Annotated in this window: 13 protein-coding genes; 10 read left to right on the top strand and 3 right to left on the bottom strand. The window is 54.2% G+C overall.

The window, feature by feature from the left end; all coding sequences use genetic code 11:
* Positions 1–61 precede the first annotated feature (61 nt).
* From MOTHE_RS09390 to nrfD, 3 genes are read left to right on the top strand one after another with little or no spacing between them, the layout of a single operon-like run.
* Entirely contained in the window at positions 62–2,638 is a 2,577-nt protein-coding gene (locus tag MOTHE_RS09390) for a molybdopterin-dependent oxidoreductase (RefSeq protein ID WP_053094967.1), read from the top strand.
* Positions 2,638–3,324 carry a 4Fe-4S dicluster domain-containing protein gene (locus tag MOTHE_RS09385; protein WP_011393407.1) on the top strand — a complete coding sequence of 229 codons (687 nt, stop codon included), beginning with the start codon at positions 2,638–2,640 and terminating at the stop codon, positions 3,322–3,324. Before MOTHE_RS09390 ends, MOTHE_RS09385 begins: the two co-directional genes overlap by 1 nt.
* A 15-nt stretch (positions 3,325–3,339) precedes the next feature.
* A complete protein-coding gene (gene nrfD, locus MOTHE_RS09380) occupies positions 3,340–4,596 on the top strand; it encodes an NrfD/PsrC family molybdoenzyme membrane anchor subunit (protein ID WP_200901604.1) in 1,257 nt (418 codons plus the stop codon).
* 88 nt (positions 4,597–4,684) lie between these two features.
* On the opposite strand, the gene MOTHE_RS09375 is transcribed toward nrfD, so the two are convergent.
* Positions 4,685–5,710, bottom strand: a complete 1,026-nt coding sequence (locus MOTHE_RS09375) for a uroporphyrinogen decarboxylase/cobalamine-independent methonine synthase family protein (RefSeq protein WP_011393405.1) — start codon at positions 5,708–5,710, stop codon at positions 4,685–4,687.
* Between the two features lie 319 nt (positions 5,711–6,029).
* Between MOTHE_RS09375 and MOTHE_RS09370 the strand changes: the two genes are divergently transcribed.
* The 6 genes from MOTHE_RS09370 to MOTHE_RS09345 all read left to right on the top strand — a co-directional run bounded on the left by MOTHE_RS09370 (position 6,030) and on the right by MOTHE_RS09345 (position 11,786).
* A complete protein-coding gene (locus MOTHE_RS09370; protein WP_011393404.1) occupies positions 6,030–6,716 on the top strand; it encodes a 4Fe-4S binding protein in 687 nt (228 codons plus the stop codon).
* 25 nt (positions 6,717–6,741) lie between these two features.
* Positions 6,742–7,335, top strand: coding sequence for a TetR/AcrR family transcriptional regulator (locus MOTHE_RS09365; protein ID WP_053094965.1), 594 nt, complete (start codon positions 6,742–6,744; stop codon positions 7,333–7,335).
* 140 nt (positions 7,336–7,475) lie between these two features.
* Positions 7,476–8,663, top strand: a complete 1,188-nt coding sequence (locus MOTHE_RS09360; RefSeq protein WP_011393402.1) for an HlyD family secretion protein — start codon at positions 7,476–7,478, stop codon at positions 8,661–8,663.
* Between the two features lie 3 nt (positions 8,664–8,666).
* A complete protein-coding gene (locus tag MOTHE_RS09355; RefSeq protein WP_011393401.1) occupies positions 8,667–9,638 on the top strand; it encodes an ABC transporter ATP-binding protein in 972 nt (323 codons plus the stop codon).
* Positions 9,635–10,579 (top strand): ABC transporter ATP-binding protein, encoded by a 945-nt coding sequence (locus MOTHE_RS09350; RefSeq protein WP_053094962.1) that lies wholly within the window; start codon positions 9,635–9,637, stop codon positions 10,577–10,579. The genes MOTHE_RS09355 and MOTHE_RS09350 overlap by 4 nt, the downstream gene beginning before the upstream one ends.
* A gap of 58 nt (positions 10,580–10,637) precedes the next feature.
* Positions 10,638–11,786, top strand: a complete 1,149-nt coding sequence (locus tag MOTHE_RS09345; protein ID WP_071549753.1) for an ABC transporter permease — start codon at positions 10,638–10,640, stop codon at positions 11,784–11,786.
* A gap of 126 nt (positions 11,787–11,912) precedes the next feature.
* On the opposite strand, the gene MOTHE_RS09340 is transcribed toward MOTHE_RS09345, so the two are convergent.
* Positions 11,913–12,287, bottom strand: a complete 375-nt coding sequence (locus MOTHE_RS09340) for a DUF488 domain-containing protein (protein WP_011393398.1) — start codon at positions 12,285–12,287, stop codon at positions 11,913–11,915.
* 13 nt (positions 12,288–12,300) lie between these two features.
* The gene (locus MOTHE_RS09335) at positions 12,301–12,633 is read right to left on the bottom strand and encodes a cupin domain-containing protein (protein WP_011393397.1); all 333 of its coding nucleotides are present in this window, start codon (positions 12,631–12,633) and stop codon (positions 12,301–12,303) included.
* 901 nt (positions 12,634–13,534) lie between these two features.
* On the opposite strand from MOTHE_RS09335, the gene MOTHE_RS09330 reads away from it, so the two are divergent.
* Complete coding sequence (locus tag MOTHE_RS09330; protein WP_011393396.1) at positions 13,535–14,626, top strand: hypothetical protein; 1,092 nt, start codon at positions 13,535–13,537, stop codon at positions 14,624–14,626.
* Positions 14,627–14,793 lie beyond the last annotated feature (167 nt).

Below are 14,793 nucleotides of genomic sequence, written 5' to 3'. Positions count from 1 at the left end.
TGCCGTTATGGGATGCCGGAAGCGGGTCCCGGAATGCACTGTGGAGGTGACAAGCAAAGTTATGAAGGATAAAAATGAAAAGCAAGGATTTAAGCTGAGCCGGCGCCAGTTTTTAAAGGCATCGGCGGCGACGGCCGTCCTCGCGGGTACGGCGGGGGCTACGCGATATTTTATCCCGAAAGCCGGGGCAGAGAATACGTCCCCGTTAAAAGAAGTTAAATACGTGCGCACCACCTGTTCACCCAACTGTACCCTGGCCTGTGGTATCAGGGCCATGGTGGTGGATGGGCAGATTAAGGCCCTTTTACCGTCCAACGACTACCCCGAGCCCGAATATGGGCCCAGGGGATGCCTGCGGGGGCTCTCCTTTATCAACCTAATCTACGGTCCTGACCGTATAAAAAAACCATTAATCCGGACCGGGGAACGCGGTGCGGGGGAGTTCCGGGAGGTCTCCTGGGAAGAGGCCCTGGACTATACGGCAAAACGCCTGAAGGAGATTGCCGCCAAATACGGGCCGGAATCCATCGGCTTTATTTTCCAGGTCGGCGGGACCGGTCACGTCCAAAAGGGGGCCTGGATTGCCCTGGCTACGATGGCGGGGTGGAGCCTGATCCACCCTTACGACCAGAACGGCGACCTGCCCATGTTCTGGCCCCAGACCTTCGGCGTCCAGACGGAAGAGCTGGAACCCCTGGAATGGCTTAATTCCCGCTATACAGCCATCTTTGGTTCCAACATCATGGTTACCCGGCTTATTGATGCCGACTTCCTGATCAAAGCCAGGAATAATGGAACTAAGGTGGTTGTTTTTGACCCCAACTACAGCCCGACGGCCGCCAAGGCCGACGAATGGGTCCAGCTTAAACCCAGCAGCGATGCGGCCCTTGCCCTGGGGATGGTCAGGGTAATCATTGAAGAAAAGCTCTATGACGAGGCATTCATCAAAACCTACAGCGATATGCCCCTTCTGGTTCGTCTTGATAACGGGCGGCGCCTGAAAGCGGATGAGGTTAAGGGCCTGGCCAGACCGGACGGACTACCGCCCTACCGGGAGGCCTTTGTCGCTTACAACGGGAAGTTACTGGCCGTGCACCCGGAAAAGCTGGAGCTTCCCCCGGATGTAATCCTGGAGGGAGAAATTGAAGTCGAATTAAAAGATGGCCGGCTGGTCAGGGTTAAACCGGTCTTCCAGCTGTTAAAAGAACATTTAGCCAGCTATACACCGGCCTATGTAGAGCAGGAGACTGGTGTTCCCGGGGATACGGTGGTCCGCCTGGCCCGGGAGATGGCGACAACGAAACCGCTCCATGTCATCTATGGTGCCAGCAACTACCAGTGGTATCACGGCGACTTGAAGGGCCGCGCCCTGGCCCTGTTGCCGGTGCTGACCGGCAATATCGGCAAGCCGGGTGCGGGTATTTCCACCTATGCCGGCCAGTACAAGATCCGGTTCAATGTCAAAGAATGGTGGTTCCCCGGGTCGCCCAGATGGCTTCCCTGGCTTTATATCCTCCATGGCCCGACCCCCGGTATGAAAGCCAGGTGGCCCAAGAACGGGGTCAAAGCCCTGATCTTTGGCTGGGGCAACCCCTTCGACCAGCATAATATGGCCGACCGCCTGCGGCAGATGGCAATAAAGGGCGAACTGGAATTCATCGCCGGCCTGGATTTTTCCCTGACCACCAGCTGCCGTTACAGCGATGTCGTTTTCCCGGCCGCCACCTGGTATGAAAAGACCGAACTGGTAACCACTCCTTTGCACCCCTACATGCAGCTGCAGCAGCCGGCTATCAGGCCTCTTTATGAAGCCAGGTCCGAACTCTGGATGGCCAAGGAACTGGCTAAGAGGCTCGACCCCGGGTTTGCAAAACACTTTTTCCCCGAGCTGGATGAGAACACGGCGGCGGAAAAAGCGGTTGAGCTACTCCTTGCCACCGGCGGCCCGCCGGTGGCCGGGATCACCCTGGAGCAGCTGAAAAAGGGGCCGGTGCGGCTGAAATCGGAGGTGCCGGGAAATCGCCAGATTCCCTTTTACGAACAGGTACAGTTTAAAAAGCCCTTCCCGCCCGTCAGCCGGCCGGCGGCAATTGAAGCTACGGCTCAATTTGTTAAAAGCGGCAGGATCGAGTTTTACAAAGATGAAGACGCCTTTATCGCCCTTGGCGAAACTTTGCCCGTGCACAAGCCGCCCTTTGAGGATAGCGAGTATGCCTTGAATCCTGAAATTAAAGGCAAGTACCAGTTTGCCTATATCACCCGAAATTCCCTTTACCGGGTCCATTCGACCCATTCCAATAACCTCTGGATGAACGAGCTGCAGGATAATAAGCCGAAGGTCTTCTTGAACCCCCAGGACGCTGCCGCAAAGGGTATTAAAGAAGGCGACCTGGTCGAAGTTTACAATGACCGCGGCCGGGTGCGGGGTTATGCCGCCCTGGACCCGGGCCTGGGGAGAAAAATAGTCGTTTTTGAGCAAGGCTGGTGGAGCCGCTATCTTAACGGTGATTCTTATAACTCCCTGACCTATCCTTTTATCAAGCCCACCCATGAGGTCTACTTCGTACCGGGGATATGGGCCCCCAATACAGCCTGGAACGAGGCCCTCTGCGATGTAAGAAAGGCAGGTGAGGTATAGTGAGACTGGGAATGGTCATCGACCTGGACCGCTGCATCGGCTGCCGTACCTGCGCGGTGGTTTGCAAAGGGCACAACTCCCAGCCGCCGGGTATGTGGTGGAACCGGGTTTTTACTCCGGGAAGTCCAGAACACCAGCTTCCCGTAGCGCAAAACGGGGAAGTGGAGATGTATTTCTTACCCGTATCCTGTCAGATGTGTGAAAATGCGCCCTGTGAAAAGGTCTGCCCGGTGGGGGCGACCTACACCGACGACCGGGGCCGGGTGCTGGTGGACTATGAGCGCTGTATCGGCTGCCGCTACTGCATGGCCGCCTGTCCCTACGGCGTGCGCCAGTTCAACTGGGAGGACCAGCAAAAGGCCAAAGCGAAAGCGGGTTATATGCCGGGGTATGATTACGGCTATCCTTTCGAGCATCGTGACGGCAACGGCCGCCTGGTTTATACGCCGGATCGTCCCAAAGGTATTGTTGAGAAATGTACTTTCTGCGTGCAGTATACCGATAAAGGGGAATTACCAGTTTGTGTCCAGGCCTGCCCGGCCGGGGCGCGCTTCTTTGGCGACCTCGATGAGCCCCGGTCGGAAGTAAGCCGCCTGGTGCGGGAGCGGCAGGCCCTGCGGTTGAAGGAAGAGCTGGGAACAAAGCCCAAGGTATATTACCTGCCACCGACAAGACCGCGGAAGTAAAAGGAGGGAGACCTTGTGAGGAAACTAAATATGGCTTTTGTCCCGGGCCTGATTCTTTTGCTGGTAAGTTTATTTACCTGGGGCTACCAGCTTAAAAACGGCCTGATTGTGACCGGTATGCGCAATCCCTTTAGCTGGGGACTGTATATTGCCACCTTCGCCTTTTTTGTGGGGATTGCCGCCGGGGGGCTAATCGTTTCTTCTTCGGTTTACCTTTTCAATCTTGAGCAGTTGAAGCCCTTTACCCGCATTGCTTCCCTGTCCGCCTTTGCCAGCATTATGGCTGCGGCGGCAGTCATCCTGCCGGACCTGGGGCGGGTAGACAGGATTTACAACTTGCTGCTGCACCCCAATTTCCGGTCGCCTTTAATCTGGGACGTAATAGTTGTTTCCGCCTACACCGTTTTAACTTTCTTGAGCGTTTATTTTCAGCTTTTACCGGACTGGAAAAAGGAAGGATGCGGTTTTCTCAACGGCTGGACAAGGAAGCTTTCCCAGGAGGAGGTAGAAAGCATTGCTGCCAGGTGGTCCCGGCGGGTAGCCATAGTGGGGCTCCCGGTGGCGATTCTAATTCACACCATCACGGCCTTGATTTTTGCCACCCAGGCTTCGCGCGGCTGGTGGTATACGGCGATTTTACCCCCGGATTTCATCGCCGTGGCGGTGGCTTCCGGGACGGCCCTGGTGCTGGTGATTGCCATCCTGGTGGTCGGGAAAGAGGGGTTTAACCAGTATACAGGCGCCTTTAATACCCTGGCCCGGATTATCGCCGGCGCCCTGGCCGTCCACTTCTTTTTCGTAGCCATGGATCTCCTCATCCACTGGTGGTGGGGCAGCCCCGAAGCCTTAAGCACCCTGGGCCTGGTTTTCAAGCGTTATGGCCCGGTCTACCTGGTGGAAATCGCCCTGCCGGCCCTGGTCATGGTTTACTTCTTCAGCGAAAAAGGCGGTCGGTCGGCCGGTTCCCTCTTGCTGGGATGCGCCCTGCTTTTTACCGGCGTATTTGCCCACCGGCTGATGTTAATGTTCCCGGCTTTTAACCAGTTTCCCTTAAGCCTTTCCCTTCCCGGCATGGAGGTCGAAGGCTGGCATTACCCCATAGCTGTAGGCGTATTTAAAGCAGGAGCGCCGGTATTTGCCGGCTCCTGGCCCTACGTGCCCACTATCTTTGAATTGGCCGTCGACCTTTTGCCCTTTGGCCTGGCCCTGCTGGTCATTTCCTTGATGGTAAGTTCTTACAGTTTCCTGCCCCAGGAACAATCCCATCGTTAATAACCATGGCGCATAACGCAGGTTTTGCCCGAAAAAGAGGGAAGTAAATAGCAAAAAGTGTTTAGCCGGGACGATGGTCCCGGCTGTATTATAATAACCCGTATTTCTTCCTGATTACCCCGGCAACTTCTTTGAGCAGCCGGAAGGATTTTTCGACGGAAGCGGCGCCGTCGGCATTTACCAGGCAGCAGCGGGCCGGCGCCAGCCAGGCCTGGGTTATAATAGTTTCTTTGCTAATCCCCTGCCCGTGCAAATAATCCCAGAGATTTTCCAATTGGGCTACCAGCTTTGCAATCGTTACCTTTTCTACCTCTTCGGTCAGGGTGGGGGTGATGCCCCAGGAGATAATACCGCCCCTTTGCAGGAATTCTTTTACTTCTCCGGTGTAACGGGTAAAAATGTGCCCCCACTGCAGGGCATCGAGGGAGATAATGTCAAGTTCCAGGCCCAGCAAAAAGGACCAGTCGGGATTGCCGCAGAGATGTACCCCTTTAGGTCCGGGGAGCATGGCCAGGAAATGGCGGTAATCCTCCCTGGCTCTTTCCGAACTGTAGCCGGTAAGGGCCATAAAGACCAGTTCCAGGCCCGGTTCATCTACCCAGACAAAAGCCCGGGGGTTTTTGGCTACCAGGTCCCGGTACTGGGCCTGGATTTTTTTAGTTATAAAATCATAGAGGAACCCCCTGACTTCGTCGTTATAGATGATCGGCGCCTGTTTTTCGTCAACTATTTTGAGACCAAAGCTAACGGGGCCGATTGACTGGCCGCGAATGGCGGGATAGTGAGCTAAATCTTCCGCCAAAAAACGCCGGTAAACCCTGGCGTACCTGGGTGAGAGGCGAAAGTAATCCGGATCTTCCCAGTTCTCGATATAAGCAGGAAGTTCTTCGTAAAAGTCTTTTATATTGAAGCGGATAACCTGCGCGTTAAAATCCAGTTTAATGCCGGGTAGGTGCTCTGATACCTGGGCATACATATCTTCATAAAAGCTCAGTCTGGGTAGTTGCGGCCAGAAGGGTATATCCAGGGACAGGGCCAGTCTCAAGGCTGTATCCGGATCGACATGGGGAAGAATACCCATGGCCGTTGTTAAACAATTACCGGGGAGTTTCATGGAGCGGTTTTCCCTTCTCATGGTGATTTGCTGCTCTTTTAGATCATATGCCAATTTTACCCCTTTTTCCTTGCTGCGATTGTGAGTATGATTGTTTTGCCAGTGTGATCCTTATCACATACCGCTTATTGCAGGTTGGTTTATAATGGAATCCATAAAGAGAAATTAGCCGGAGCCTTGACCAGGCGCATCCGCGCCGAAGAGGGAAAGCTTTACCCTTTAGCTAAAGGTATATAGGCTTGGGCGATTTATACCCTTGACAGGGAAGTTATTCCCAGCCATAATGTAAGTGAATATTTACTTATAGAGGAGGGCGGCGATGAAACGGAAGCATTCACTCCAGCACTGGCGCCTGGGGGTGCAAATCCTCGCGTTTCTGTTGTTCGTTTACCTGCTAATAAGCGGGAAAAACAAGCTCTGGATGCTGATCATGATGACTTTCCTGCTCATAACTCCGTTTTGGGGGCGCCTCTACTGCGGCTGGCTCTGCCCCCTTAATACCCTTTTGCGCCCCGTCAACTGGCTGGTGAGTAAAAAGGCCCGGCGGTTGGCCAGAGACATACCACCTGTAGGCAAGAGCCCGTGGTTGCGGGCTGTAATTTTTATCCTTTTCCTCCTTGTTTTCTTTATGACGCTGCGGGGTATTATCAAAATAAACCTCATTGTGCTCCTTGCCCCCTTCGCCATTTTGACCACCCTCTTTTTCACCGGGGCTGCCTGGCATCGTTACCTTTGTCCCTTTGGTGTACTCTTTAGCTTGCCAGCAGGCGTCAGCCGCTGGAGATTCCATATTAACCCGGATCGCTGCCTGGCCTGCGGCCGCTGCCGGCGGGTATGCCCGGCGGGGGCCATCGCTACCAATGAAGCCCCGGGAAAAAGCTACCGCATACTGCCCCGTTACTGCCTTTTTTGCTTCGCCTGCCTGGAGGTTTGCCCGCGCAGCAGCATTGAGCTAACTGCTGCCAGGCCGGCTAGTTCCAGGGAGAATATGACGAGAAACCTTTGAGGCTACCAGCAGGGGAGGTGACAGCATGACTGTGAAAGAGACCAGCGCCACCAGGCAACAACAAATAATAGCCGCCGTCATGGATATTATAGCTAAGCGCGGGCTGGCAAATCTTACTACCGCCGCCATCGCTCAGGAGGTAGGGTTCAGCGAGGGGGCTATTTTCAAGCATTTTCCCGGTAAAGAGGCTATCCTGGCAGCAGCCGTTAAGAGTGTCGGCGGCCGTTTGGCCAGCAAGGCTGCAGCCATAGCCGGTCGCAAGGACGTGCCGCCGGGGGAGAAATTGAAATTAATTTTAGATCTGCATCTGTCCCTGGCGGCAGCCAGCCCGGCTATGCCGCGCATTCTCTTTTCCGACGAATTATATACCAGCTATGCGAGCCTGAAGGAAATCATCAGGGGGATTATTGCCGGCTATACCCGGGCCCTGGAAGCGATTTTTAACGAGGGGATGGAAACGGGCGAATTTAAGCGTTTTTTTCCGGCCCATACCCTGGCCTTTATCTTTATTGGCCTGATTCAGAGTACCATAATTCGCTGGCGGCTTGATGATGGCATTGATCCCCGGGAGCAGGGTCAGCCCATCTACCGGGCTATCATGTTTATGGTCGGACGGTAGCCAGGTCAAGGCTGGCCGCAGGTGAGTTCTTTGCTATTGCCGGCCCCAAATTAGTTGCATACTAAATGGCATTACTAGCTACTAACCTTAAGGAAGTAATCGGTTACTTACAAAAGGTTTTCATACGGAGGAATGCCTTGATGCTAGTCAAAAAGTGGCCCCCCTTATTGAAAAGATTGTTAATAGCCGGCGCCATCATTTTTGCCGGCGTCGCCTTTGCCCTTATTAGCCGTAGTCCTAAGCCTGCCACCGTCGGCATATACGAAGGGCATCCGGTTCTCTACGGTTCCGGGGTGATCGAGACAACCGAAATTGGTGTTGGCGCTGAAATTCCCGGCAGGATCCGTCAGGTGCTGGTGCAGGAGGGCCAGTTTGTAACGGCAGGGAGCATTATTGCTGTTTTAGATGACGCCGAGCTGCAAGGACAGGTGGCCCAGGCCAAAGCCGCGGTTGCCGGGGCCGAGGCCCAGCTGGCCCAGGTCAGAGCTGTGTATACAGCCGAACAGGCCGGGGTGGAAGGGAACATTCAAATGGCCCTGGCCGCCTTGCAGAAGCTGACGGCAGGTGCCCGCCAGCAAGAGATTGATGCCGCCCAAAAAAAAGTCGACCAGGCCAGGGCTAAATTACAAAGCGCCCAGGAACAGCTCCGCCGCATGGAAACGCTGCACCAGCAGGGGGTTATCTCCGACGAGCAGTACCAGCAGGCCAAAACCAATTATGAAGTTGCCCGGGCCGATTTGGGAGCGGCCGAAGACAATTTGTCTTTGCTTGTCTCCGGTTCCCGGCCGGAAGATATAGCCGCCGCCAGGGCCAATTATGAAGTCGCTCTTGCCGGTCGCTCCCAGGTAGAGGCCCGCCGGAAAGATGTAGATGCCGCAGCCGCAGCCCTTGATAAAGCAAAGGCGGCGTTAAAGACTGCCGAGGAGCAACTGGCCAAGGCAACTATCCGGGCTAAAACCAGCGGTGTTGTTCTAAGGTGTAATTTTAGTGCCGGCGAGGTTGTGAATCCCGGTATTCCCATCGTTACCCTAAGCGATCCCGCGGACCTCTGGCTGGCAATCTACGTTCCCGAGACGGAAATCGGTAAGGTAAAGGTGGGCCAGCAGGCAGTCGTAACGGTGGATTCCTTCCCGGGTAAACGCTTTAATGGCAGGGTGAAGGAGATCGCCGGCCAGGCCGAATTTACGCCCAAAAACATCCAGACCAAGGAAGAGCGGGTAGACCTGGTGTTTAAGGTGAAAATTTCCCTGGCTAACGAAGAACAACTGCTAAAACCGGGTATGCCGGCGGATGCCATGGTTTACCTGGACAGCCAGGAGGCAAATTAAACCATGGTTAATGACAATCCTGCCATGATCATTGCAGCGCGCGGTCTGGTGAAAAGCTTCGGACCGATCCGGGCCGTGGATCACATTGATTTACAGGTGGAGAAGGGGGAAATTTTCGGCCTGGTAGGACCGGACGGGGCCGGGAAGACAACGACCATGCGCATGCTGGCAACTATCCTCCCGGCTGATGCCGGAGCAATATCCGTTCTGGGTTATGACGGCCGGACGGAAGCTGAGCGCATTAAGGAGCACATTGGTTATATGCCCCAGCGGTTCAGCCTGTACGGGGATCTAACAGTGGCGGAAAACCTGGAATTCTACGCTGAAATCTATGAAGTTCCCCGAAAGGTGCGGGAGCAGCGCAAAAAAGATCTCCTGGCGTGGGCCAACCTTACCCGGCATAGCTATAAACAGGCCGATCAGTTGTCGGGGGGAATGAAACAAAAACTGGCCCTGGCGTGTAACCTGATCCACGAACCCGCCGTTCTTTTCCTGGACGAACCCAGCACGGGAGTAGACCCGGTGGCGCGGCGCGATTTCTGGCGCATCCTCTTCAGGTTGCGCGAGGAGGGGGCGACGATCATGGTCAGCACGCCTTATATGGATGAGGCCGAGCGTTGCGACCGCATCGCCTTTACTTATAACGGCCGCATCCTGACTTGCGGTACCCCGGCGGCAGTTAAGAATTTATTCCGGGGCCAGCTCCTGCTCTTGCGTGCGGAGACTATTGCCATGCTCCACGCCGCCAGGGACTACCTCCGCCGGGAACAATTGCTGGCTGATGTCTTGATTTATGGCGACGCTTTGCACCTGGTGACCGACGATGCCCTGGAAACGGCAAGGCTTCTACCGGGGCTCCTGGAACGCCAGGGTATCCGGGTTACCCATCTCCAGCCTATTCCTCCTTCTCTGGAAGATACCTTTGCTTACCTGGTCAGACAGGCAGGAGGATTCGCGGGGAGGGAGTCCGCTTGATAACCCAAAGCGCACCCGCGGCGATCATTGTCGAAGGCCTGACCAAACGTTTTGGCGATTTTACCGCCGTTGAAGACGTTTCTTTCCGGGTACGCCGGGGAGAGATCTTCGGGTTTCTTGGCCCCAATGGTTCCGGTAAGTCCACCACCATCCGGATGCTCTGCGGCCTCCTATCACCCACCAGCGGCAGGGCTTCTGTCCTCGGCTATGACATCGTACGGGATGCCGAGGCAATCCGCTTGAACATCGGCTACATGTCCCAGAAGTTCAGCCTTTACGAAGACCTTACTGTGGAAGAAAACCTGGAATTTTACGCCGGCATCTACCAGTTGTCCCCCCGGCGTATCAAACAGCGCAAACAAGATATCCTGGCCATGGCCGGCCTTTTGGGACGGGAGAAAAGCATTACCGGAACCCTTTCTACAGGCTGGAAACAAAGGCTGGCCCTGGGCTGTGCCCTGATTCACGAGCCGGGGCTGGTTTTTTTGGACGAACCCACCGGGGGTGTCGACCCGGTGTCGCGGCGCAATTTTTGGGATTTAATTTACGATCTCTCCCGGTCCGGCATTACTGTCCTGGTAACAACCCATTATATGGATGAAGCGGAACACTGTCATACCATCGGTTTTATCTATAATGGTAAACTGATAGCCCTGGGGACGCCGGAGAACCTGAAGAAAACAAAAATGCGGGGCCAGATACTCCAGGTCGAATGTGCCCCCCTGCTGCCGGCCCTGGAGGCAATTAAGGACGTACCGGAAGTGATAGAAGCGGCCATGCACGGGGCGGGCCTGCACGTAGTGGTAGAAGATATAGCCAGGGATACTCCCGTGGTACGCCAGGCCTTGAAGCGGGCCTATGTCCGGGTGGAGGCCATCACGCCGGTAGAGCCGGCCCTGGAAGACATTTTTGTCTCCCTGGTCGAGGCCCAATCCCGCTAGGAACTGCGCGCCGCCCTCCGGCGGCACCCGTCTATAAACAAAGGTTGAAAAAAGGAGGGTGCGACAATTGAGCTGGAAACGCATCTGGTCCATTGTCCGCAAGGAGTTTATTCATATCCGGAGAGACCCCCGGACCATCGCCCTGATTTTACTCATGCCCATCATGCAGATGTTTCTTTTCGGTTATGCCGTTTCCACCAATGTTGAGCACATCAAAACAATAATCTGGGATCAGGCCAGGGATCAACGGAGCCGGGAGCTGATCCAGGCTTTAGTCCAATCTAATTACTTTGATGTCGTGGCCTACGTCGAAAGCCATGACGATATTCGTGGCTGGGTGGACCGGGGAAAGGCCCGGGTAGGCTTTGTCATCCCGGCCGATTTTTCCCGGCGTATTGACCGGGGGGAAACGGCTCCCGTCCAGGTGCTGCTGGACGGCTCTGATCCCACCACGGCCAGCACCGTGCTGTCGGCGGCAGGGGCCATTGTCCAGGCTAAATCCGCTCAATTAACGGCGGTGACTTTAGAAAGGCGCGGGATGGCGAGCGGTAAGCTGGGCCTGCCCAGGATAGATCTCCGGCCCTGGGTATGGTACAACCCGGAGATGAAAAGCGTCAATTTCAACATCCCCGGCCTTATTGGCGTAATCCTGCAGAATATTACCATGATGCTTACCGCCTTTGCCGTTGTCAGGGAGCGGGAAAGGGGGACCCTGGAACAGCTCATCGTAACGCCCATTAAACCTTTTGAATTGATGTGGGGTAAAGTTATTCCTTATATTGTCATAGGTTTTGCTGATTTACTGCTGGCAATTATCGTAGGAATTTTATGGTTCGGTGTGCCTGTCCATGGGAACCTGTTGCTTTTGCTGGCCCTCTCTTTTATCTTCCTGGTAGGTGCCCTGGGTATCGGCCTCCTTATTTCGACTATTTCCCGCACCCAGCTCCAGGCCATGCAGCTGACGATGTTTTTGGTTATGCCCAACATCCTGCTGTCCGGGTTCATGTTCCCCCAGGATGCCATGCTGGGTTTTATTCAAAAAATTAGCGCCCTCATCCCCCTGACGTATTTCATTGAAATTTTACGCGCCATTATTCTCAAAGGCGTCGGCATAGGTTATCTGTTGTTCCAGGTCTTCTATTTGCTGGTTTTTGGGTTGGCTATCATGGCCATTAGCGCCCTGAAATTTCGTAAGAACCTGGAATAGAACTTCCCGGGTTTTACGGTCTCCACGTAAAAAATTAGGGAGAAGAATTGCGGTTTTTACCGCGTCTTCTCCCTATACTTTATCGAGAAAAAAAGCTTTGGTACGGCGCCCGCTGTATCGGGGCTGTTATCGGGAGCCAGGTTTACCTGGTTTTTTGTTTGCATTTTCGAGGAATTTCTTTAAAACCACCACATGATTATAGTTCTCATCGCGGGCCGCATAAAGAAGGGTTACCGTTTCTTCCTTGGCTTTCTGCCGCAGTATAGCCAGCAAATCACCTTTAAGGTACAGCTCTCCTTCATAGCGGCGGCGAAATTCCTCCCATCGGGCCGGGTCATGGGCGAACCATTGCCGCAACCCGGGGCTGGGGGCGATGTCTTTTAACCAAAGATCCACCTCCGCCTTTTCTTTGCTCATTCCCCGCGGCCAGAGGCGATCAACCAGGACCCTTAGCCCATCATCTGCCGCCGCTTCTTCATAAATGCGTTTCAGCTTGAACATCCTTGCACCATCTTTATTTGGCCATTTTTTTCGGGTTAGGTATCTTCATGACCAATACACTGAAATGGGTGCCGGCATTGGCGGCCAGGGCATGGGGGATACCGGCCGGGCTGACTACTATCTCCCCGGCGCTGACTTTAGCCGTTTCCGGGCCAACAGTCACCGAACCCTCGCCTTCAATGATATGGAAGAGAACGTCTACTGGGGTGGTGTGGGATGGTACCTCGTCGCCGGGGCTTAGGGTCAGGTTCATGATATTTATGTGAGGTAAATCTACCACGGTGCGGGCTTTTACCCCCCTGGGGGTTACCTGCTGCGGCTGCTCGGCAATGCGGATAATCTCCATGGTTATTAAGCCTCCCCGGCGGCCCTGCGGCCGCCCTATATTTTTATCTATAATTGTAGGCTTCCCTGTAGGGAAAGCAGTGATGTTGCGCACATAATCCAGAGTAAAATTTCACAGGTTAGCTTTACTGTAGGACCAGTTAGTAGGCAACCAGTTTTCCCGCCAGGACGGCCTTTTGTACTCCAGGATAAATCAGCATTATACGTTAAAGAACTTTTACCGCCGGCCAAGGATCAATAAGAAAAGAGCGAAATAAAGATGTTGGGCTCAAAGGTTATGCCCGGTACTCATGCCGGGCGGGGATTTACGTCAGTAATGTAGAAATAAACCGGGCTTTGACAGTATATGGAATTGATGTTAGAATAGTTTCAGAGAAAGGGGGCACCCCGGGATGTCTGTTAGCAAAGAGTTACTTGAGACCTTAATTCGTTTAGAGCCAGCCCAAGAACCTAATGAAAGTTTACGGAAATTGCTCCGGCAAAAAGTACTGAGTGATATCCGTAAATATGAAGTAATAAGCACTACTTTCCAAAAAAAAATATGGTACCGATTTTAAGACCTTCCGACAATCATTACCACAAGGAGATTGGGAAGTTGAGCAGGATTATTTTGACTGGGAACTGGCTGAAACGAGGTTAGGGGAACTACGTAGTGAACTGGCTAGGCTGAGTAAACATGAATAATTGGATGGCTTTGCTTCAGGAAGCGGAGACTATTGCTAGAACACGCGCAATTAGTAAACTAATCATTATGGAGCGGGGTTACCAGGTATGTAAAAAGGGGCCAGGGAAGTGAGCTTGACAGAGTTCTGGGATGAAGTTGAAGCCATTATCCAGAATTTAGGGTTGGCTTCAATGTTATAAGCGCCACCCCCGCCATAACATATAGTGGGGGTGTTTTTATGGAAGCTGTTATCCGCCAGGAGGCCGGCTGGATCCTCGCTCAGCAACTTCCCAGCGGGGCAGTAGTTACTGCTTACCCTGGCCGGCCGAAGATTGTGCCCTATTTTGCCCATCTGGCTCTCTACGGCCTGGCGGCCTGGGGCTTGAGTCTACCGCGGGTGCGAGCCTACCTGGACTGGTACCTGACCCATCTGGAAAGGCCAGATCGCTATGGCGTGACGGGTACAGTTTACGACTATTATTTAGAACGAAAAAGTATAGGGGAGGGGGTAGGGGACGCGGCCAGTACGGAAGTGCCTGCTTACAGCTACGATTCCTCCGACTCTTACGCCGCTACCTTTCTCACCCTGGTTCGGTGCTATTGTGAAGCCAGCGGCGACAGGGAGTGGGTCGCGCACCACCTGCCGGAGCTCGAACTGGTAGCCGGGGCGATGCTGGCAACCTTGCAAAAGGATAACCTTACCCTGGCCCGGCCGGATTGGAAGGTTAAATACCTGATGGACAACTGTGAGGTTTATCAGGGGTTAAAAGATTACGCCTGGCTGCTGGCGCGCGTCAGGGGGTACGCCGGAGAAGCACGGATGCCAAACGGACATCTGGGGGCGGAGGGGGAGAAAAAGGTCAGTAAGTACGCCCAAGAAGCCGGTAGATATGCAGCCCTGGCCGCAAGAGTAAAAGATGCCATCCAGGCTAAAATGCTTCTCGATGGCGGCTACTGCCCGGCTATTTACCGCGCCGGCCTGCGCAAGCGGCCCAACTGGAAAAAGTGGTACCCCGACGCCCTGGCGCAGCTCTTTCCCATTATAACCGGCGTCCTCACGCCCCGGGAAGAGGCCGCCAGGCGCCTGTACGCCAATTTCCTGCGTAATTATCCCCACTGGTACCGGCAGACGGCGCCGGAGAATTTTATCACCACGCTGGTCGCCTACGCGGCCACCCTGATGGAAGACCGCTGGCGGGTGCGCCAGTATGTGGAAGGGCTGGAGGAGAATATTATTGCCCGGGGTCACCCCTGGCCCTACCACGCCGCCGAGGCCGGCATCCTGCTCTTGGCCCTAAAAACTTATCTGGCTGGGGGTGTAAAGGTATAAAATAGTGCTTAAAAGCCCTTCATAGCTGTGAGATTTCAACTAGTTACTTATCAGATATAAAAAGGCCGGTACGGCATTTTTATACCCTGGCAGGATTTTGTACCCGCAGGGAGAACATAAAAACGAGGGGAACAGGGAGGTGTTAATCGATGACGGACTTGACCCGT

This window comes from Moorella thermoacetica, assembly GCF_001267405.1.
GTDB classification, from domain to species: domain Bacteria; phylum Bacillota; class DSM-521; order Neomoorellales; family Neomoorellaceae; genus Neomoorella; species Neomoorella thermoacetica.
Note: the sequence above shows the minus strand (reverse complement) of the source record. Positions and strands in the feature narration are given on the sequence as shown.

What these genes read in the sequence shown, in the direction of transcription:
- MOTHE_RS09390 (WP_053094967.1), top strand. Translation starts at nt 62, where the DNA reads ATGAAGGATAAAAATGAAAAGCAAGGATTTAAGCTGAGCCGGCGCCAG.
- MOTHE_RS09375 (WP_011393405.1), bottom strand. Translation starts at nt 5,710, where the DNA reads ATGAAACTCCCCGGTAATTGTTTAACAACGGCCATGGGTATTCTTCCC.
- MOTHE_RS09370 (WP_011393404.1), top strand. Translation starts at nt 6,030, where the DNA reads ATGAAACGGAAGCATTCACTCCAGCACTGGCGCCTGGGGGTGCAAATC.
- MOTHE_RS09365 (WP_053094965.1), top strand. Translation starts at nt 6,742, where the DNA reads ATGACTGTGAAAGAGACCAGCGCCACCAGGCAACAACAAATAATAGCC.
- MOTHE_RS09360 (WP_011393402.1), top strand. Translation starts at nt 7,476, where the DNA reads ATGCTAGTCAAAAAGTGGCCCCCCTTATTGAAAAGATTGTTAATAGCC.
- MOTHE_RS09355 (WP_011393401.1), top strand. Translation starts at nt 8,667, where the DNA reads ATGGTTAATGACAATCCTGCCATGATCATTGCAGCGCGCGGTCTGGTG.
- MOTHE_RS09340 (WP_011393398.1), bottom strand. Translation starts at nt 12,287, where the DNA reads ATGTTCAAGCTGAAACGCATTTATGAAGAAGCGGCGGCAGATGATGGG.
- MOTHE_RS09335 (WP_011393397.1), bottom strand. Translation starts at nt 12,633, where the DNA reads ATGGAGATTATCCGCATTGCCGAGCAGCCGCAGCAGGTAACCCCCAGG.
- MOTHE_RS09330 (WP_011393396.1), top strand. Translation starts at nt 13,535, where the DNA reads ATGGAAGCTGTTATCCGCCAGGAGGCCGGCTGGATCCTCGCTCAGCAA.